Genomic DNA, 19,268 nt, shown 5'->3' on the forward strand with positions numbered 1-19,268 from the left:
GAAACTCCATGATCAACGAGCGGGGCGAGCGGGGCGAGCGGGGCGAGCGGGCGAGCGGGGCGAGCGGGCGAGCGGGCGAGCGGGGCGAGCGGGCGAGCGGGGCGAGCGGGGCGAGCGGGGTCAGCGGGGGAGGCGCGCGGTTCGCAGCGCGGGGAGCGCGACGCAGCCGACGGCGGCGACCAGTTCGAGTGCGCCGCTCACCGCCATGGCGGGCACCAGGCCGAACAGGTCGGCGGCCCAGCCCGCGGCGGCCATCACGAGCGGCGTGAGACCCAGGTTCGCCAGCGAGTTCACGCTCGACACCCGCCCCCGGTACGCGTCATCGGTGGCGGACTGCGTCAGCGAGCCGAGCAGGATGCCGGCCGGTCCGCTGGTGAGCCCGGCTACGGCGGTCGCGGCGACGGCGAGCGGGAGGCTGTTCGTGACGGCGGGGATGACGACGGCGATTCCCTGAAGGGCGAAGCACACCGCGGCGATCGGGCCGATGTGGCGTACGGGGCGGCGGCGGAGCATGACGAGCCCGGCCAGGATGGCGCCGACGCCGAAGCCGGACAGCAGCAGGCCGACGCCGGTCGCGCCCCAGCCGGACGACTGCGACGCCAGCGCCAGGCCGACGTTCATCGGGCCGACGAATCCGAGGTTGCCGAGCAGTCCGACGAGCAGTGTCGCCCGCAGTACGCGGTGCCCGGCGATGTACCGCAACCCTTCCCGCAGACCGCTCTTCGATCCATCCGATGTGGACTTCGTGGCGGCCGGAGCCGGTCGGAGCGAGCGAAGGGCGAGGACGGAGATCCCGAAGGTGACGGCGTTGACCGCCAACGCCGTCGGCAGGCCGCCGGTCGCCACCAGGATGCCGCCCAGCGGTGCGCCCAACGTCAGGGCCAGCCGGTTCACCGTCGACGTCAGGGCGTTGGCTCCGGCGTACTGGGTGGGGTCGAGCAGTCGTGGTTGCAGCGCTCCGGCGGCGGGAAGGAAGACCGCGTCCGCCGCGCCGAACGCGAGGGCCACCACGACCAGCAGCAATACGCTCGGCTGCCACACCGCGACGGCCGCGGCGGCGACGCAGATCAGTCCGCGTACGACGTCGCTGTGGACCATGAGCCGACGCGGATCCCGGCGGTCCACGAGGACGCCGCCGAAGAGCATGAGCGCCAGCCGGGGCAGCGCGCTGACCGACAGCAGCACCCCGGCGACCCCGGGGGAGGCGATCTGCACGGCCGCCCAGGAGAGCGCGACGTACCAGACCTGGTCGCCGAGGACGGAGACCGCCTGGCCGGTGGCGTACCGCCGGAACTGGGCGACCCGATAGGCCGGGACGACGGTGGGGGTAGGGGTGTCGAGCACGGCGGTCATGCGGGGTCACGGCCTTTCGGGGAACGAGTGCAGGAAGAGGAAGACGTTCTGGCGGTCGCCGCCCACCGGGAGGTCTCGCGTACGCGCGGCCCAGTCCTGCACGACCGTCAGCAGCTCGCGGTTGAGCTCGGCGAGTTCGGCGGCGGTGAGCCGGAGGAAGGAGTCGCTGCTCATCGCGGCCTGCTGCCACTCGGCCGGCCAGTCGGCACGGGACTGCTCATAGCGGCGTACGCGTTCGAACTCGTCGATCACCATCTGGGCCTTCGCCGCCGACGCCACCGCCGCACCCTCGGGGCCGGCGAGTTCGAGGCTGGACCAGGAGACCGCGCCGGGCACCAGCCGCCACCACCGTTCGCGACGATCCCGGGCCAGCTCCGGCACGTCCTCGACGAACCCGCGCTTGGCCAGTTCCCGCAGGTGGTAGCTGGTCTGGCCGGGGTCGGTGCCCAGCCGCTTGGACAGCTCACCGCCGGTGGCCGGGCCGATCTGGGCCAGCAGCCGGTAGATCTTCTGCCGGATCGGCTGGGCCAGCCCTTTGAGGATCTCCGGATCGGTGATGTCGCGCGTCATGAGAAGACGGTAGAAAGATCCGCAGAATTACACAAGGTTCCTACTGGATCTTACAATGTTCGATGTCGGCAGCGTGTGAGATGGTTACGACGTGGGAGAGCGAACGGTGCCGGTCGAGCTGCTGGCGCATCTGCGGCGGGCGCGCGACCACATCGACCGCCACTATCAGGAGCCGCTCGGCCTGGAGCAGATCGCGGCGGTCGCCGGGGTGTCCAAGTTCCATTTCACGCGCAGTTTCGAGGCGACCTACGGGGAGACGCCGATCCGCTACCTCACCCGCCGCCGCATCGAACGGGCGCAGGACCTGCTCCGGGTGGCCAACCTGACGGTCACCGAGATCTGCATGATCGTCGGGTTCAGCAGCCTCGGCTCGTTCAGCACCCGGTTCACCCAGCTCGTGGGGGAGACGCCGACGGCGTACCGGAACCGGTGGGCCGAGCGCGGCGGGCCGCACATGCCCGGCTGCTACCTGTTCATGCGCGGAGTCTTCGACCACACGAAGACCGCCGGACCCGATCGGGCGAACTGAGACACGGCGGGGCGCGCTGGGGCGCAGCCGAGCAATCTGAAAGAAGCGGCCCGACCGGGGCTCCGGCTTACGGTGAACCCATGATTACGAACATCTCGCTGGTCACGGTGTACTGCCTCGACCAGGACAAGGCTCGCGACTTCTATGTGGACGTGCTCGGTTTCGAAACGCGTGTCGACGCCACCATGGCGGGCTTTCGCTGGGTGACGCTCGGCCACCCGAGCCAGCCCGAGCTGGAGGTCACGCTGATGGTTCCGGGTCCGCCGCTGAACGACGAGGCTGCCGCGTTCTATCGCCGCCAGTTGGAGAAGGGCGAGATGGGCGGGCTGGGCCTGCGCGTGGACGACTGCCGCAAGACCTACGAAGAGCTGGTGGACAAGGGCGTGACGTTCCTCCAGGAGCCCTCCGACCGTCCGTACGGCGTGGAGGCGGTCATGCGGGACAACTCCGGCAACTGGCTGGTCCTCGTCCAGCCCAAGCAGTTCGACCCGGCTGATCTTCAGTGAACCGCCGCCGACCGCCGGCGAAAGTGAGCTGAGTGGCCTGGGTCACACCCGAACCCGGCGCAGGAACAGAAACGGACCGGGAGGACTTGAGCCTGTCACGCTCAACTAACGTGATGGCAGGTGCTCCCATGACCACCCTCCCGGTCCTTTCCCTGAACGACGCCGTGCTCCTGCCCGGCATGGTCATCAGCGTGACCCTGGACTCCGGTACGCAGGCCGCCGTGGACGCGGCCCGAGCGGCCGGCGACAAGACCCTCCTCGTGGTGCCGCGCCTCGACGGCGACTACGCGACGCACGGCGTCACCGCGATCATCGAGAAGTCCGGCCGGCTGGCCGGCAGTGGCGAACCCGCCGCCGTTCTCCGCGGCGTCTCCCGCGCCCGGATCGGCTCCGGCGTACCGGGGCCCGGGGCGGCGTTGTGGGTGGAAGCCGAGGTCCTCACCGACGCCCCCGTCACCGGCAAGACCCGTGAGCTGGCCCGCGAGTACAAGGCCCTGCTGACCTCCCTGCTTCAGCAGCGGGGTGCCTGGCAGGTCATCGACGCGGTCGACCGCATCACCGACCTCGCCGAGCTGGCCGACACCGCCGGGTACGCCCCTTGGCTGACCCTGCCGCAGAAGATGGAGCTGCTGGAGTCGGCCGACGTGACTCACCGGCTGGAGCAGCTCATCGGCTGGGCTCGGGAGCACCTCGCCGAGCAGGAGGTCGCCGAGCAGATCGGCAACGACGTCCGCGAGGGGATCGAGAAGTCCCAGCGCGAGTTCCTGTTGCGCCAGCAGCTCGCCGCGATCCGCAAGGAACTGGGCGAGGACGAGCCCGAGGGCTCGGCGGACTACCGCTCCCGCGTGGAGGCGGCCGACCTGCCCGAGAAGGTACGCGAGGCAGCCCTGCGCGAGGTCGACAAGCTCGAACGGGCCTCCGACGCCACGCCGGAGGCGGGCTGGATCCGGACCTGGCTCGACACCGTCCTCGACCTGCCGTGGAACACGCGTACCGAGGACGACACGGATCTGGCCGCGGCGCGGGCGGTGCTCGACGCCGACCACGCGGGGCTGTCCGACGTCAAGGACCGCATCATTGAGCACCTCGCGGTACGCAATCGCCGGGCTGCCAAGGGTTTGCAGACCGTCGGCGGACGGGGCTCCGGCGCCGTCCTGGCCCTCGCCGGGCCGCCCGGGGTCGGCAAGACCAGCCTCGGTGAGTCCGTCGCCCGGGCGCTCGGCCGGAACTTCGTCCGCGTCTCGCTCGGCGGCGTACGCGATGAGGCGGAGATCCGCGGCCACCGGCGTACCTATGTCGGCGCTCTGCCGGGCCGGTTGGTCCGGGCGCTGCGCGAAGCCGGTTCGATGAACCCGGTGATCCTGCTGGACGAGGTGGACAAGGTGTCGGCGGGGTACGCCGGCGACCCGGCCGCGGCCCTGCTGGAAGTCCTCGACCCGGCGCAGAACCACACGTTCCGCGACCACTACCTGGAGGTCGACCTCGACCTGTCGGACGTGCTGTTCCTCGCGACCGCGAACGTCGTCGAGAGCATCCCCGGCCCGCTGCTGGACCGGATGGAGCTGGTGACCCTGGACGGCTACACCGAGCAGGAGAAGGTCGCGATCGCCCGCGATCACCTGCTGCCGCGGCAACTCGACCGGGCCGGGCTCACCGCCGACGAGGTGACCGTCACGGACGAGGCACTGGGCATGGTCGCCGCCGAGCACACCCGTGAGGCAGGCGTACGACAGCTTGAACGTGCCCTGGCGAAGATCCTGCGTAAGGCTGCCGTGAAGCTGGCCTCCGACGCGGAGCCGATCAGTGTCGGAGCCGACGAGCTGAAGGATTACCTGGGCCGGCCGAGGTTCACCCCGGAGTCGGCGGAGCGGACCGCGACGCCCGGCGTGGCCACCGGTCTCGCGGTGACCGGAGCGGGCGGCGACGTGCTGTTCATCGAGGCGACCGCGATGGATGGCGAGCCGGGGCTGACCCTGACCGGCCAGCTCGGCGACGTCATGAAGGAGTCGGCGCACATCGCGCTGTCCTACCTGCGTTCGCACGGCCGTGAGCTGGGGCTGGACCCGAACGTGCTGGCGGGCAAGCGGATCCACCTGCACGTTCCGGCGGGCGCGGTGCCCAAGGACGGCCCGAGCGCGGGCATCACCATGGTGACCGCGTTGGCCTCGCTCGCCGCGGGTCGCCCGGTACGCCCCGAGTTCGGGATGACCGGCGAGGTCACCCTGGCGGGCCGGGTCCTGCCGATCGGCGGGGTGAAGCAGAAGCTGCTCGCCGCGCACCGTGCGGGGCTGACCGAGGTGATCATCCCGGCACGTAACGAGCCGGACCTGGACGATCTGCCGACCGAGGTGCGGGACGTGCTCAAGGTGCACGTGCTGGCCGACGTCGCGGACGTCCTGAAGCTGGCGCTCGCGCCGGCCGCCTCGATCAACGACGATCGCGACCTGGTCACGGTCTGAGTCCGGCGCTGGATCACGGTTCTCGGTCGAATCTTGAGCGAGGATTCGACCGAGAACCCTGATCCAGCCCAGACAGCCGAGCGGCCCTGCCCGGCGCGTCGTATGGTGTCTCCACCACGACCCTGGGGAGGGCCGCTTCATGCGCCGAATCGCGTATCTCGCCGCCGCTGTGCTGCTGCTTGGCGTTGGGGCCTGCACCTCGGACGACAAGAAGCCGGAGGCCGCGCCGTCGGCGTCGGCGGTGTCGCCCTCGCCCTCGGTTCAGGTGAGCCCGACGCCGCCCGCCGGCGTCGACATCAAGGGCCCGCTCAACATCCTCATCGCCGGGATCGACAACCGCGAGAGCATCCCGAACTGGATCCCGCGGTCGGACGCGCTGATGATCCTGCACGTCAACGCCGATCTGTCGAAGGCGTACCTGACGTCGCTGCCCCGGGACCTCGTCGTGAACGTCCCGGCGTTCCCGCCTGCGAAGTTCGGCGGTGAACGCACCAAGCTGACCCACGCCATGATGTACGGCTCCCGCGTACCGGGCACGAAGAAGCCCAGCGTCCAGCAGGGCTACCAGCTCATGGCCAAGACGGTCAGCGGTTACACCGGCATCCCGAAGTTCGACGGCGGCGCGGTGCTCACCTTCCGCGGCCTGACCAAGCTGGTCGACGCGCTCGGCGGGATCGACGTCTACGTCGATCAGAAGGTCGTCTCCATCCACCGGCAGCCCGACGGCAAGGTCCGGCCCGGGTGCTCGCGGTGCGAGCACGGCTACTCGGGGCCGCGCATGACCTACAACGTCGGCAATATGCACATGGTGGGCTGGCAGGCCCTCGACTACGCCCGCCAGCGGTACACCAACGGTGGCGACTACACGCGTCAGCGGCACCAGCGCCAGATCATCGAGGCCGCCGTCGGCAAGATCCTCCAGGGCGACTTCCTGAGCAACCCGGCCTCCATCGACAAGGTGGTGGGCGCGCTCGGCGAGATGCTTACAGTCGTCGGGATGCAGCCGGTGGCCTTGGCGTACGCCTTGCGCAACCTGACACCGCAGTCGATCACGCAGGTCGGGTTGCCCGGCAGCGGGGCGTACAGCGGCAGCCGCTACATCGGGGAGAACCTGTCGAGCGGGCCGCAGAAGAGCTACTTCCAGGCGCTGCGGCAGGACAAGCTGGACGCGTGGGCGGCCGCGAACAAGAAGTACGTCAACGTCGGGTCGCCCCAGGGATAGCCTCGCCAGCGATAACGGGTTGCAGTTCACGGGCCGGGCATGATGTCGTTCGGCCCGTGAGTGATCTGTCCGCGGCCAACGCCGCCGCCCTGGCCCACGTCACCGGTGTCGCCCGGGCCGCCGCATCGGGTGCCCAGGAGCGGCTGCGGGACGTGCCGGACGCCGGCGACCTGATCGCGCTGATCCGGGCGTACGGGCGGGTGACGTTGAACTTCCACCCGGATCGGATCGCCATCGGCGGGCTGACCGTCGCCGAGGCGCTCGCGGCCGACGGTCGCTACCGGAGTCAGTACGAGACCGGAATCTCCAACGGCAGCCGGTCCGCGTTCCTCGGCGGCGACCGCGACGGCTGGGAGCTGACCCTGTTCGGGGCGGCGTACCACGGCGACGGCGTGCGCTCGGCCGACCGGCCCAAATACGGCGCCCTGAACCTCGGCGGGTACGCCGACGGCGCCGCGCCCCGGTTCGGCTCCTGCCACGTCCGGCTGCGGCCCGAGGTCAACGACCGCTGCACGTTCACCTTCCACGACAGCCACCTCGGCCCGGCCGACATCGGGACGACGGCCGCCTTCGAACCGGTTCTCGCGGCGTACCTGGCGGAAGGCGGCTCGACGGAGCTGCTCCGCGGGCTGCCCGAGCAACGCTTCGACCCGGCGGCGGCCGGCCGCGTGCTCGACGACTACATCGAGGCCCAGGTGCACGGGGTGGTCGACCTCGCCACCGACGCGGAGGCGATCGTCGCCGACCCCTCGTTCCAGGGCACCGTCACGGGGTCCGCATTGGCCAAGGCGGCAGCCGACGCCGGGATCGAGCTGTTGTGGCACCGCGGTTTCACGCTCTCGCCGTCCGATATGGACGACGAGTTCCGGGGGCCGGAGGCGCCCCCGTTCGCCGCCCACGTGTGTGCGCTCTTCGGAGTGGAGAGCTTCGATGCCGAGGTCGTCGGCCGAGCTGCCCAGTCCATCGTGCGTACGCCCGGGAACTGGGCAAACTTCGGGGCCGACCTCGAGGTCCTCCAGTTGATCAAGTATCTTTGGCACACTCTGGTCGCATTCGGGCGACCCCCTGAAAGGAACGTATGACTCTCGCGTACGACGTCACCGGTGACGGTCCCGCCCTCGTCCTGCTGCACTCCTCGGTCTGTGACCGCCGGATGTGGCAGCCCTTCGAAACCCCCGGCTTCACCCAGGTCCGCCCCGACTTCCGGGGCTTCGGCGAAAGCCCGATGCCGACCAGCGAATGGAACAACGCCGAGGACGTCATCGCCCTCGTCGACTCGCTCGGAATCGACCAGTTCTCCCTGGTCGCCGCCTCGATGGGCGGCCGGGTCGGGCTGGAGATCGCGGCCCGGTGGCCGTCCCGGGTGTCCTCGCTCGTCCTGCTCTGTTCGGCCCTGCGCGGATTCCCCTCGACGCCGGACGCCGACGAGTTCGACGAGCAGGAGGAAGCCCTGCTGGAGAAGCGGGACCTGGACGCTGCGGTCGAGCTGAACGTGCGTGCCTGGCTCGGGCCGCTGGCGACGGACGAGACGAAGGCTCTCGTCGCGATCATGCAGCGGAACGCCTTCGAGGTTCAGATCGACGCCCCCGAGGTGGGGCCGCGTCATGAGGCTTTCGACCTCAGTGCGATCACCGCGCGTACGCTCGCCGTCTCCGGCGATCACGACTTCGAGGTCTTCGCGAACATCGCCGATCATGTCGCCGAGCAGATCCCGGGTACGCAGCGGGTGTCGCTCGACTGGGCCGGGCACCTGCCCAGCCTGGAGAGCCCCGAACGGCTCAACCCGCTCGTGCTGGACTTCCTCCGCGGCTGACCCCGCACACTCCACGTCACCCCACCCCCCACCCCACCGCGCCCGCCGCCCCGCTTTGCTGCGTTGATCATGGTGTTTCCGGTCATGACACACCGTCGAGACCACAGTTAACTCCATGATCAACGGGGAGAGAGGGGGGCGGCGGGGGGTGGGGGGAGGGGAGGGTGGGGTTGGGGGGGGTCAGGCTTCGAGGACTATGGCTAGGCCTTGGCCTACGCCGATGCAGATCGCGGCCAGGCCGTAGCCGCCGCCCTGCCGCCGCAGTTCGTAGGCCAGCTGCCCGAGGATGCGTCCGCCGGACGCGCCGAGGGGATGGCCGATGGCGATCGCGCCGCCGTTGACGTTGACGATCGCCGGGTCGAGCTGCGGCCAGCTGGCCAGGCAGGCCAGCGACTGGGCGGCGAACGCCTCGTTCAGCTCGACCGCCTTGAGGTCGGACCAGCCGATGCCGGCCCGGCGCAGGGCGGTCTCGGCCGCCTCGACCGGCCCGATGCCGAACACGTCCGGGTCGACGGCGGCCGCGCCGCGTCCGGCGATCCGGGCGAGCGGGGTGACCCCGAGCCGGTCGGCCGCCGCCTGGGAGCCCAGGAGTACCGCGGAGGCGCCGTCGTTGAGCGGCGAGGCGTTGCCGGCCGTCACCGTCCCGTCCGGGCGGAACACCGGCTTGAGCTTGGCCAGCGCCTCGGGTGTCGTGTCGGGGCGGATGCTCTCGTCACGGTCCAGGGTCGTGCCGGGGACGGGCACCACATGACCGGCGTAGAACCCGGCGGTCCAGGCGCGGTCGGCGGCCTGGTGGCTGCGCAACGCGAAGGCGTCCTGCTCGGCCCGGCCGATCTGGAACTTGCCCGCGAGCAGCTCGGTGCTCTCGCCGAGCGACACCGTCCACTGTGGCGGCATGGCCGGGTTCACCATGCGCCAGCCGAGCGTGGTCGAGTGCAGTGTCTCGTGCCCCTGCGGGAATCCCTTGCCCGGCTTGAGCATGACCCAGGGGGCACGGCTCATCGCCTCGACGCCGCCGGCGACGATCAGATCGGCGTCGCCGACCGCGATCGTGCGCGACGCCTGCATCGCCGCGTCGAGCCCGGAGCCGCACAGCCGGTTGACCGTCGTCCCCGGTACGCTCGTCGGCCAGCCCGCCAGCAGCGCGGCCATCCGGGCGACGTTCCGGTTGTCCTCCCCGGCCTGGTTGGCGTCGCCGAGGTAGACCTCGTCGACGGTCGCCGGATCGAGTCCGGTGCGGTCGGCGACCGTACGCAGGACGTGCGCCGCCAGGTCGTCGGGGCGTACGCCGGACAGGGCGCCGCCGTAGCGGCCGAACGGGGTGCGGACGGCGTCGAGCAGGAAGACCTCGGTCACGCCGCCAAGCGTAAGGTCAGCCTTGGGTGGAGTGGTAGACCGCGAACACCGCTCCCTGCGGATCCCGGATGGAGGCGAATCGGCCGGTGTCCGGGATGTCGCTGGCCGGGACGATGATCGTGCCGCCGAGCTGCTCCGCCTGGGCCACCGTGGCGTCGACGTCCGGTACGCCGAAGTACAGCAGCCAGTGCGGCCCGACCTCGGGCGGATAGTGCCCGGCCATCTCCATCATGCCGCCGAAGTCCTGGCCGTCCAGGCCCCACTGGGTGTAGGTCTCGCCGCCCATGTCCCCGTCGGTGGCCGACCACCCGAAGACGGTGGAGTAGAAGTCGCGAGCGGCCTTGGTGTCCCGGGTCGCCAGCTCGGTCCACACCAGGGTGCCGTCCTCGTCGATGCGTTCCGACCCGGGGAAGGCCCGGCCCTGCCATAGTGAGAAGGCCGCGCCACTCGGATCCGTGACGAACGAGAACCGGCCGGAGTCGAAGATGTCGACCGGCTCCATGAGCACGTTCCCGCCGGCTCGGCGGACGGCCTCGGTGCTGGCGTCGACGTCGGTGACGCCGATCGACATGGTCCAGGCGACCGGCTGATCCGGCTGCATGAGCGGGGACAGTCCGCCGATCGCTTCGTCGCCGAGCTTGGTCATGCCGTAGCCGCCCGCCTCGGCGCGCGGATCGATTTCCGCGGTCCAGCCGAACAGGCCGCCGTAGAAGCGGGTGGCGGCGGTGGTGTCGGAGGTCGAGAGCTCGACGTAGCAGGGTCGGCCCACCAGGGGCTTCGTCACCTTCATGGGTCCGATTCTCGCAGCGAGGTTGGTTGATCACCGCACAACCGGGGATAATGGATCATTGGGATAAATTTCGGATTCCTGGCAGAATGAGCCGCGCATGCGTGACCGGGTGATGCTGGCGTACGCCGTCGGCATGTTCGTGCTAGGTGGGGCGTTCTACGCCCTGCCGTCCGCGCATGTCGTGATCTGGTCGCTGATCGGATTCGGCGCGGCAGCGGCCATCCTGTTCGGCGTCTGGCGCAATCGGCCCCGGCGGCGTGCGCCCTGGCTGTGGCTGGCCTTGGCGCTGACCACCTTCTGCGCCGGCGACTTCGCGTACGAGATGCTCGTCCGGTACGGCGGCCAGCAGAACCCGTTTCCGTCGATCTCCGACTTCCTCTACCTGATCACCTTCGTCTTCCTGGGCATCGGAGTGTTCGGGCTGACCCGGTCGGGCTCCGGCGGGCAGAACCGCAGTGCCGCCCTGGACGCGATGATCGTCACCGTCGCCATCGGCCTGCTCGGCTGGCTCTACCTGATCGGCCCTCGGCTGACGGCCCCGGACCTCACCACGCTCCAGCGGTTCATCTCGATCGGCTATCCGCTCGGCGACCTGGTCCTGCTGCTGGTCGGCGTACGCCTGGTGACGGCGATCCGGCCGAATCCGAGTTCGGTGCTGCTCCTGGTCGGTCTGGGCGGGACGCTGACGGCCGACGTGCTCTACGGGCTGGCCCAGCTCAACGGGGACTGGTCCACCGGCGGGCCGGTCGACATCGGCTGGATCGTCTTCTACGCGTGCTGGGGCGCGGCCGCTCTGCACCCGTCGATGGTCCAGCTGACCGAGCCCCGGGCGGTGCGCCCGCGGCAGATGGGCGTACGCCGTCAGCTGTGGCTGTCGCTGCTGGTGCTCGTCCCGCTGGTGCTCCTGCTGATCGAGACGATCACCGGGCAGAGCTCGGAGTACGACGTCGTCATCGTGGTCTTCCTGGGCGCCACCTTCGTCCTGGCCCTGGTTCGGCTGTTCGGCGTGATCAACAGCTATCGGCGCAACACCCTGCGCGGACGCGGGATCCGCGAGGCGGGCAGCGCGCTGCTCTCGGCCACCTCCACCGCCGAAGTCGAGTCCGCGCTCCGGTTGGCCGCCGCTCAGTTGCTGGCCCCGGGCACACCTCACCGCGTACACGTGGTGATGAATGACGGCAGTGCCCCCGATCTGTTCGCGCGCCAGCCCGCGGACGGCGCACGGCTGGCCTACACGAGGACCTTGCCGCCCGACGTGGCCGCGGCGCTGGGCGACTTCGAGATCACCTTGATCTGCCCGATGGGCCTGCCGGAGCGGTTTTCCGGCGAGCCGACCATCGGCGTGCTCCTGGTGGCGGCGGACGAGATGCCCCTCGGTCAGATCCAGATCTCGATGGAGCTGGTGGCGGCCCAGGCCGCGCTGGCGATGGAGCGGATCCTGCTGGGCGCGGAGGTCGCCCGCCGGACCAGCGAGGAGTACTTCCGCACGCTGGTGCAGAACACGACGGACGTGATCCTGATCCTGGAACCGGACGGCGACCACATCCGGTACGCGAGCCCCTCGGCGCGGACCGTGTTCGGCACGGACCTGGGCGGCGTACGCCTGAGCGAGCGGCTGGCGGTGCCCGAGGCGGACCTGGCGCGCATGCTCGCCCAATGCGGCGGCGACGTGCCCGCGGACTGGACCGTACGCCGCCCGGACGGCATCGAGGTGCAGGTCGAGGCGTCCTGCCGCGACCTGCGCACGGACCCCACCGTCAGTGGCCTGGTGCTGACCATGCGCGACGTGACCGACCAGCGGCGGTTGCAGGCCGAGCTGACCTTCCTCGCCTTCCACGACGCGCTGACCGGCCTGGCGAACCGCGTGCTCCTCAACGACCGCATCCGGGCGGCCGTCGCCGCCGCGCAGGACACCGATGACGTCGTCGGAGTGCTCTTCCTCGACCTCGACGACTTCAAGATCGTCAACGACACCTTCGGCCACGAGTACGGCGACCGGCTGCTCCTGGAGGTGAGCAGACGGCTCACCATGACCCTGCGGCCGCAGGACACCGCCGCCCGCATCGGCGGTGACGAGTTCGCGGCGTTGATCGGCGACGCGCCCAGCGTCGAGGCGATCGACCAGATCGCCGAACGGATCATCGAAGCGCTGGCCGAGCCGTTCACCATCGACGAGCGCGTCGTCTCCGGCCGGGCCAGCATCGGCGTCGCGACCAGCGCGGACAACCCGGACGGGCAGGACCTGCTGCGGCAGGCCGACCTTGCGTTGTACGTCGCCAAGAACGCCGGCAAGGGCCAGTGGCGGCGGTACGACCCGTCGCTGCACACGGCGATGGTGCGCCGGCTGGAACTGCGAGCCGCATTGGACGAGGCCGTCGCGGCGGGTGCGCTCACCCTGGAGTACCAGCCGATCGTCGACCTGCGCTCGGGGCTGACCGCCGGCTTCGAAGCCCTCGTCCGCTGGGAGCACCCCGAACGCGGCCGGCTGCTGCCGGACAACTTCATCGAGGTGGCCGAGGAGAGCGGGCTCATCGTGCCGATGGGTACCTGGGTCCTGCGCCAGGCGCTCGCCGAAGCCGCGGCGTGGCAGCGGGCCACCCGGGACGCGCCCTACGTGAGCATCAACGTGTCCGTCCACCAGTTCCGATCGCCCGGCTTCGTCGCCGGCGTACGCCAAGCGGTGGCCGAAGCCGGGGTGCCCCCCGACCGGCTCCTGCTGGAGATCACCGAGAGCCTGCTGCTGCGCGACGACGACCAGATCTGGGACGACCTCGTCGAACTGCGGCGAGCCGGCATCCGGGTGGCCATCGACGACTTCGGCACCGGCTACTCGTCGCTGAGCTACCTGCGGCACGTCCCGCTCGACGCACTCAAGATCGACCGGCTGTTCACCAGCACGATCGCCTCGTCCGGCCAGCAGGCGGTGCTGGTCGACGGGATCATCCGGCTCGCCCAGACGCTCGGCCTGCAGGTCATCGCCGAAGGCATCGAGCGACCGTCCGAACGCGACATGCTCGCCCGGTTCGGCTGCCGCTACGGCCAAGGCTTCCTGTTCTCCCCGCCGCTGTCGGCGGAGCAGGCGCTGGAGTGGCTGACCGCCACCCCAGCGACAGTGCTGTCGGGCCGGTAGCCGTCTCTCAGAGGTGCGTCTGCGGCGTCGCGAGGAGATCCAGGATCAGCGCGGCGGTCCAGCTGAACTCCGGCGTCCCGATCCCCTCGCCGGTCGTGGGATGGAAGTACTCGAAGCACCCCGAGCGGTCCACCACCGACAGCATCGCCTGGCGCAAGGCCTCGGCCTCGGCCGCGTACCCGTGCCCGGCGAAACCGCGGCGCAGCAGCCAGTTCACGTTGATCCAGACCGGTCCGCGCCAGTAGCGCAGCGGGTCGAAGTCCGGCGCCGTGCGGTCATAGCTCGGGACCGGTATGGGGTTGAGCCCGAAGCGCGCGGAGGCGGCCTGCTCTGCCAGCGAGGCCGCGACCCTCGCGGGCAGTCCCGGCAGGATCAGCGGCATCAAGCCGTTGACACAGCGGGCTTTCGATCGCTTGCTGGTACGCACATCGAGCGTGTGGAACAAGCCGGTCTCGGGATCGTAGAGGCGCTCGACCATGGCCTGGGTGATGTGGGCGGCCCGTTCCCGATGGGGGCCCGGGTCGGCCCCGACGACCGCGGCGATCTCGGCCAGCGCCAGTTCGGCGTCGGCGGTCAGCGCGTTGAAGGCCGGGCACTCGACCACGAAACCGTGCCGTTCGAGCAGATCGAAGTCCTGGTAGCCGTTGTCGCGATAGGACGCCGCCAACGCGATGTACCGGGCATAGTCGGCATTCGTCGGCCGGTGGGTGGCGACCGAGACCTGTACGTCGCGGCGCTGATACCGGTCGAGCACCCGGACGTCGGCCGGCAGCTGGGCCAGGGCGTCGTCCCAGGACGGGCTGTTGTCCAGACCGGACTCCCAGGGGTGCACGATGCTGGCCAGCCCCGCTCCGCCCGCGTCGCGGTGCTTGAGCAGGTATTCCTGCTGGGCCACCAGTCGCGGGTAGAGCCAGCGCAGCTCCTCCGCGTCCGGCGCGACCTGGTGGATCATCCGGGCGGCGAGCGCGTGCACCGGCGGCTGGACGATGCCGGTCGTGCGGATGTGGCTCGGCCCGCCGGGCAGCGGCGGCACGTCCCAGAAGGCGGGGCCGGGGAAGTAGTCCTTCTCGTTCACGCCCGGGTCGAAGACGATGTGCGGTACGCGACCGTCCGGCCACTGCGCCGTGAAGAGGCTGCGCAGGTCGCGCCAGGCTCGGTCGGGGGCGAGGTGGGCGAGTCCGATGCTGATGAACGCCGCGTCCCAGCTCCATTGATGGGGGTAGAGGGTCCGGGAGGGGACCATGTGGTCGCCGGACCAGTTGCCTCGCAGAACCGTTTCAGCGGTACGCCGGAGCCGGTCGAGGTCGACGGGTTGATGATCGTGATCTTCTGTGCTGGCTTGCTCCACCCCTCTCATCGTTGTGCAGCTCAGAAGGGTCCGCCAGTGGACTCGCCGTCGATCACGCTGCCGATGCGTACCCTTTTGTCCGCCGAACCGGTGAAGCACGGTCGGGCGCCTGTCGACGGGCCACCGGAATACGGGCCACCACCTGCCGCTGCGTGGCCGTCGTGGTTGATCAGTCCGCCGAGGTTGGATCGGCGATCATCTAATCCGGACAGATCGCGTGATTTCGATCACCCGATCATGTGCTGCGTTCGAAGAAACAGATCTCGCTGTTGTCGGTGTCGCCCCACAGGTAGACGATCTCGTCCTCCTGGGCCCGCCACGTCTGGAGATGCTCGCCGTAGGGGGCGTACTTGAGCAGGAGGTCCTGGTAGGGGTCGAGGGTCTCCGGATCGCCCAGCGACCACGTACCCGCCCCGCTGCTGTCGATGCCTTCCGCGCCTTCCAGGCATTTCGCGAGGCCCTCGGTCCGGAACGTCATGTCACCGTTAAGGGTGATACGTGCGCCTTCATCGCTGACCCATGTCCCGACGACGTCGGCCGCCTCGATGTCCGGCGAGGGGCCGATCGGCGCCCAGTTTCCGCAGCAACAGGCGCATCCGCCGAGCAGCGTCAGCAGGGCCGCCCAGCGCGCGACCGAGATCGGCATTCGCATGGGCGCCACTGTAGGGCGCGACATGCTTTGCGCGCTTGCCCTGCGCGTACTGCATCAAAGTGGGACAGTATTGGCATGTCGCTAGGTCAGGGTGTCCTGCGGATGACCTTCACCAGGCCCTCCTGGGCGGTCGCACGCTCCTACAAGGACACAGTTCCGGTCCTCGTCGTCGACGGCGTCCGGCGTACCGTCGTGAGCTGGGCGCCCGAGGCGGTGCCGGTCCCGGCCGGTCCCCACCGTGTCCGGGTCGCCGTCGTCCCCCGAGCGGGCACCGGAGCCCCCAGCAAGGAGTACGCGCCCGCCGAAGCCGCAGTCACCGTCGGCGTCGGCGCTCAGCTGTACGTCGAGTACCGCGCTCCCCGGATGCCGGGTCAGGACGGCAGGCTGCGCGTCGTCTCCGCCAAAGCGTTCGGCGACTGACGCAGCCAGGCCCAGCCGCCGGCCACCGCTTCGTCGGCGTTGATCATGGAGTTTGCCCCCTCGACACACCGGCGAGACCACAGTTAACTCCATGATCAACGGGGTCGGGCGGGGGTCGGGCGGGGGGTGGGCGGACGGAGGGTCAGCGGAAGCCGTCGCGGAAGCGGCGGAAGAAGCCGCCTTCCATCGGCAGCGGTCGCTCCGGCGGTGGCGCCTCCTTGCGCTGCCGCGCCACCGGCTGGTCGTAGTCGGTCCGCGCGATCGCGTCGATGACCTGCTCCTCGGTGAAGTCCTCGGAGCCGTCGATGTGCGGCACGAAGCCGACCAGCATCCCGTCCCGGAGAACTTGCGCCTCCAGTCCGGCCGTGCCGTCGGTGTCCCAGAGCGCCTCGCGGCCGTCCGGCAGCGCGATGCGTACGCCGACCTTGCGGAAGCCGCCGCCGAGGGACAGGTGGGCGGGGACGCCTCGATCGCGGAGCGCGTCGACGACGCGCCGGGCTCGGTTCTCGTCCATGTCGATGAAGATATCCCGACTGCCTGTGTGCGGGCTGACCGCACTCCTTGCGGCTCGCCCGAGAGGCTCCCCGGCTACACTCTGCGTCCATGTCACGCATTCCGGACAGGGCCCAGGTCGTCGTCGTGGGTGGCGGCGTCGTCGGCACCAGTATCGCGTACCACTTGGCGAAACTCGGCTGGACCGACGTGGTGCTGGTGGAGCGCGACAAGCTGACGTCCGGGACGACGTGGCACGCCGCGGGCCTGATGGTGACGTTCGGGTCGATGTCGGAGACATCGACCCGTTGGCGGCAATACAGCCGGGACCTCTACCGCGACCTGGAGGCGGAGACCGGGCTGGCCACGGGCCTGAAGCAGGTCGGGTTCATCGAGGTCGCGGCGGACGAGGGGCGCCTGGAGGAGTACCGCCGGGTCGCCGCGTTCAACCGCCTGCTCGGGGTCGACGTCCAGGAGATCTCGCCGCGCGAGATCCACGAGCTGTTCCCGCTCGCGCAAACGGAGGATCTGCTCGCCGGGTTCTACGTGGCCGACGACGGGCGGGTCAATCCGGTCGATGTGACCATGTCGCTCGCCAAGGGCGCGCGCCAGCGCGGGGTCAAGATCATCGAGGGACTTCCGGTCACCGGCTTTCTCACGGCCCATGGTCAAGTTCAAGGGGTACGCACAGCGGAAGGCGACATCGAAGCCGAGTACGTGGTGAACTCGGCCGGCATGTGGGCCCGCCAGCTGGGCGAACTGGCCGGGGTGAACATCCCGCTCCAGGCGGCCGAGCACTACTACCTGATCACCGAGCCGATCGCGGAGGTGCACGGCGACCTGCCCGTGCTGGAGGACCCGTCGTCTTACGGGTACTACCGTGAGGAGGGGGCCGGCCTGATGGTCGGCTTGTTCGAGACCGAGTGCGCGCCGTGGAACGTCGGGCGCATCCCGGACGGCTTCTCCTTCGGCGAACTGCCCCCGGACTGGGAGCGCATGGGGCCGTACCTGGAGAAGGCGATGCGGCGGGTGCCGATCACCCTCGACCGGGGCGTCAAGAAGTTCTTCTGCGGGCCCGAATCGTTCACGCCCGACCTCGCGCCCATCATCGGCGAGGCCCCGGAACTGCGGAACTACTTCGTGGCCGCCGGGCTGAACTCGATCGGCATCCTGACCGGCGGCGGGCTCGGCCGGGCGGTCGCGCAGTGGATCGTCGACGGCCGCCCCGACTGGGACGTCACCGGTGTCAACATCGACCGGCTGCACCCGTACCAGCGGAATCCGGAATACCGGGCGACGCGTACGGTCGAATCGCTGGGCATGGTGTATCAGACGCACTATCCGGGTCGCTCGATGCAGACCGCCCGGGGCGCCAAGGTGTCGCCGTTCCACTCGCGACTGGCCGCGAAGGGTGCGTACTTCAAGGACGTCAGCGGGTGGGAGAGCCCCGACTGGTACGCCCCGCCCGGCGTCGAGCCGGTTGTGGAGGAGCTGTCCTGGGGGCGGCAGAACTGGTTCCCCTATTGGGAAGCCGAGCACAAGGCGGCCCGCGAGGGCGTGATCCTCATGGACATGAGCTTCATGGCGAAGTTCCTCGTGCAGGGACGCGACGCCGGAGCCGTGCTCGAGGAGCTGTCGGCCAACCGGGTCTCCACTGAGGACGGCCTGCTGACCTATACGCAATGGCTCAACGAGGGCGCGACCCTCGAAGCCGACCTCACGGTGACCCGCCTGGCCGAAGACCGGTTCTGGGTGGTCGCCAGCGACACCGCGCATCGGCACGTGCTGACCCGGCTGCAGCGGTTCTGCTCCGACTCGCACGCCTTCGTCACCGACGTCACCGGGGCGTACGCCCAGATCAACATCCAGGGACCGCTGTCCCGCGCGCTGCTGGCCGACGTGACGTCGGCGGACATGTCGAACGAGGCGTTCCCCTATCGGGCCGCGCAGGAGATCGACCTCGGCTTCGCCCGGGTCCTCTGCATCCGGATCACCTACCTCGGCGAACTCGGCTACGAGCTGTACATCCCGGCCGAACAGGCGCTGCACGTCTACGACCGGCTCGTCGCGGCGGGGGAGCGGCACGGCCTCGTGCACGCGGGCCTGAAGGCGCTGTCCAGCCTGCGAATGGAGAAGGGCTACCGGGATTACGGCCACGACATCGACAACACCGACAACGTGTACGAGGCCGGACTCGGCTTCGCCGTCGCCCTGGACAAGCCCTCGTTCGTCGGCCGCTCCGCCGCGCTGGCGCTGAAGGAGGCCGGTACGCCGCACCGACGGCTCGTCCAGGTGCTCCTCAGCGACCCCAAGCCGCTGCTCTTCCACGGCGAGGTGCTGCGGCGGGACGGCGTACCGGTCGGGTATGTGCGCGCCGCCTCCTACGGGTTCACCGTCGGCGGCGCGGTCGGCCTCGCGATGGTCGAAGCCGACCGTCCCGTCACCGCCGCGTACCTGGACGACGCCGAGTGGAGCGTGGAGATCGCGGGCTCGATCCAGCCCGCCCGCGTCTCCCTCCGCCCGCTCTACGACCCCACCCACACCCGCATCCGCCCCTAACCCCCCACCTCGCCCCGTTGATCATGGAGTTAACTGTGGTGTCGACGGTGTGTCGGGACCGGAAACTCC

16 protein-coding genes are annotated in these 19,268 nt (G+C 70.1%); 9 read left to right on the plus strand and 7 right to left on the minus strand.

Annotated features, from left to right (window positions below):
* Positions 1–120: 120 nt before the first annotated feature.
* Together AB0M47_RS35675 and AB0M47_RS35680 are read right to left on the minus strand one after the other, a co-directional pair.
* A complete protein-coding gene (locus AB0M47_RS35675; protein ID WP_363422037.1) occupies positions 121–1,353 on the minus strand; it encodes an MFS transporter in 1,233 nt (410 codons plus the stop codon).
* Positions 1,354–1,359: 6 nt separating this feature from the next.
* Positions 1,360–1,923, minus strand: coding sequence for a winged helix-turn-helix domain-containing protein (locus tag AB0M47_RS35680; RefSeq protein WP_253754912.1), 564 nt, complete (start codon positions 1,921–1,923; stop codon positions 1,360–1,362).
* 91 nt (positions 1,924–2,014) lie between these two features.
* On the opposite strand from AB0M47_RS35680, the gene AB0M47_RS35685 reads away from it, so the two are divergent.
* The 6 genes from AB0M47_RS35685 to AB0M47_RS35710 all read left to right on the plus strand — a co-directional run bounded on the left by AB0M47_RS35685 (position 2,015) and on the right by AB0M47_RS35710 (position 8,452).
* Positions 2,015–2,452: an AraC family transcriptional regulator gene (locus tag AB0M47_RS35685; protein ID WP_363422039.1), complete on the plus strand. Its 438-nt coding sequence runs from the start codon at positions 2,015–2,017 to the stop codon at positions 2,450–2,452.
* An 80-nt stretch (positions 2,453–2,532) separates the two neighbouring features.
* The gene (locus AB0M47_RS35690) at positions 2,533–2,958 is read left to right on the plus strand and encodes a VOC family protein (protein WP_363422041.1); all 426 of its coding nucleotides are present in this window, start codon (positions 2,533–2,535) and stop codon (positions 2,956–2,958) included.
* A gap of 128 nt (positions 2,959–3,086) precedes the next feature.
* Positions 3,087–5,417 (plus strand): endopeptidase La, encoded by a 2,331-nt coding sequence (lon, locus tag AB0M47_RS35695; protein ID WP_363422043.1) that lies wholly within the window; start codon positions 3,087–3,089, stop codon positions 5,415–5,417.
* A 139-nt stretch (positions 5,418–5,556) separates the two neighbouring features.
* Positions 5,557–6,639 (plus strand): LCP family protein, encoded by a 1,083-nt coding sequence (locus AB0M47_RS35700; protein ID WP_363422045.1) that lies wholly within the window; start codon positions 5,557–5,559, stop codon positions 6,637–6,639.
* A 56-nt stretch (positions 6,640–6,695) separates the two neighbouring features.
* Positions 6,696–7,721, plus strand: a complete 1,026-nt coding sequence (locus AB0M47_RS35705; RefSeq protein WP_363422047.1) for a DUF3626 domain-containing protein — start codon at positions 6,696–6,698, stop codon at positions 7,719–7,721.
* A complete protein-coding gene (locus AB0M47_RS35710) occupies positions 7,718–8,452 on the plus strand; it encodes an alpha/beta hydrolase (protein WP_363422049.1) in 735 nt (244 codons plus the stop codon). The genes AB0M47_RS35705 and AB0M47_RS35710 overlap by 4 nt, the downstream gene beginning before the upstream one ends.
* A gap of 180 nt (positions 8,453–8,632) precedes the next feature.
* On the opposite strand, the gene AB0M47_RS35715 is transcribed toward AB0M47_RS35710, so the two are convergent.
* Entirely contained in the window at positions 8,633–9,808 is a 1,176-nt protein-coding gene (locus AB0M47_RS35715) for a thiolase family protein (protein WP_363422051.1), read from the minus strand.
* 16 nt (positions 9,809–9,824) lie between these two features.
* Complete coding sequence (locus tag AB0M47_RS35720) at positions 9,825–10,598, minus strand: VOC family protein (RefSeq protein WP_363422053.1); 774 nt, start codon at positions 10,596–10,598, stop codon at positions 9,825–9,827.
* A gap of 97 nt (positions 10,599–10,695) precedes the next feature.
* On the opposite strand from AB0M47_RS35720, the gene AB0M47_RS35725 reads away from it, so the two are divergent.
* Entirely contained in the window at positions 10,696–13,728 is a 3,033-nt protein-coding gene (locus tag AB0M47_RS35725) for an EAL domain-containing protein (protein ID WP_363422055.1), read from the plus strand.
* Between the two features lie 7 nt (positions 13,729–13,735).
* Here AB0M47_RS35725 and AB0M47_RS35730 read toward each other — a convergent pair whose 3' ends face one another.
* Positions 13,736–15,076, minus strand: a complete 1,341-nt coding sequence (locus AB0M47_RS35730) for a hypothetical protein (protein ID WP_363422057.1) — start codon at positions 15,074–15,076, stop codon at positions 13,736–13,738.
* 235 nt (positions 15,077–15,311) lie between these two features.
* Complete coding sequence (locus tag AB0M47_RS35735; RefSeq protein ID WP_363422059.1) at positions 15,312–15,728, minus strand: hypothetical protein; 417 nt, start codon at positions 15,726–15,728, stop codon at positions 15,312–15,314.
* Positions 15,729–15,830: 102 nt separating this feature from the next.
* On the opposite strand from AB0M47_RS35735, the gene AB0M47_RS35740 reads away from it, so the two are divergent.
* Positions 15,831–16,148: a hypothetical protein gene (locus AB0M47_RS35740; RefSeq protein ID WP_363422061.1), complete on the plus strand. Its 318-nt coding sequence runs from the start codon at positions 15,831–15,833 to the stop codon at positions 16,146–16,148.
* Between the two features lie 142 nt (positions 16,149–16,290).
* Here AB0M47_RS35740 and AB0M47_RS35745 read toward each other — a convergent pair whose 3' ends face one another.
* Positions 16,291–16,662 carry a hypothetical protein gene (locus AB0M47_RS35745; RefSeq protein WP_363422063.1) on the minus strand — a complete coding sequence of 124 codons (372 nt, stop codon included), beginning with the start codon at positions 16,660–16,662 and terminating at the stop codon, positions 16,291–16,293.
* Between the two features lie 89 nt (positions 16,663–16,751).
* On the opposite strand from AB0M47_RS35745, the gene AB0M47_RS35750 reads away from it, so the two are divergent.
* Positions 16,752–19,199 carry an FAD-dependent oxidoreductase gene (locus AB0M47_RS35750; protein WP_363422065.1) on the plus strand — a complete coding sequence of 816 codons (2,448 nt, stop codon included), beginning with the start codon at positions 16,752–16,754 and terminating at the stop codon, positions 19,197–19,199.
* Positions 19,200–19,268 lie beyond the last annotated feature (69 nt).

Source organism: Hamadaea sp. NPDC051192, assembly GCF_040682475.1.
Classification (GTDB): Bacteria; Actinomycetota; Actinomycetes; order Mycobacteriales; family Micromonosporaceae; genus Hamadaea; species Hamadaea flava.

What these genes read in the sequence shown, in the direction of transcription:
- AB0M47_RS35675 (WP_363422037.1), bottom strand. Translation starts at nt 1,353, where the DNA reads ATGACCGCCGTGCTCGACACCCCTACCCCCACCGTCGTCCCGGCCTAT.
- AB0M47_RS35680 (WP_253754912.1), bottom strand. Translation starts at nt 1,923, where the DNA reads ATGACGCGCGACATCACCGATCCGGAGATCCTCAAAGGGCTGGCCCAG.
- AB0M47_RS35690 (WP_363422041.1), top strand. Translation starts at nt 2,533, where the DNA reads ATGATTACGAACATCTCGCTGGTCACGGTGTACTGCCTCGACCAGGAC.
- lon (WP_363422043.1), top strand. Translation starts at nt 3,087, where the DNA reads ATGACCACCCTCCCGGTCCTTTCCCTGAACGACGCCGTGCTCCTGCCC.
- AB0M47_RS35700 (WP_363422045.1), top strand. Translation starts at nt 5,557, where the DNA reads ATGCGCCGAATCGCGTATCTCGCCGCCGCTGTGCTGCTGCTTGGCGTT.
- AB0M47_RS35710 (WP_363422049.1), top strand. Translation starts at nt 7,718, where the DNA reads ATGACTCTCGCGTACGACGTCACCGGTGACGGTCCCGCCCTCGTCCTG.
- AB0M47_RS35720 (WP_363422053.1), bottom strand. Translation starts at nt 10,598, where the DNA reads ATGAAGGTGACGAAGCCCCTGGTGGGCCGACCCTGCTACGTCGAGCTC.
- AB0M47_RS35725 (WP_363422055.1), top strand. Translation starts at nt 10,696, where the DNA reads ATGCGTGACCGGGTGATGCTGGCGTACGCCGTCGGCATGTTCGTGCTA.
- AB0M47_RS35735 (WP_363422059.1), bottom strand. Translation starts at nt 15,728, where the DNA reads ATGCGAATGCCGATCTCGGTCGCGCGCTGGGCGGCCCTGCTGACGCTG.
- AB0M47_RS35740 (WP_363422061.1), top strand. Translation starts at nt 15,831, where the DNA reads ATGACCTTCACCAGGCCCTCCTGGGCGGTCGCACGCTCCTACAAGGAC.
- AB0M47_RS35745 (WP_363422063.1), bottom strand. Translation starts at nt 16,662, where the DNA reads ATGGACGAGAACCGAGCCCGGCGCGTCGTCGACGCGCTCCGCGATCGA.
- AB0M47_RS35750 (WP_363422065.1), top strand. Translation starts at nt 16,752, where the DNA reads ATGTCACGCATTCCGGACAGGGCCCAGGTCGTCGTCGTGGGTGGCGGC.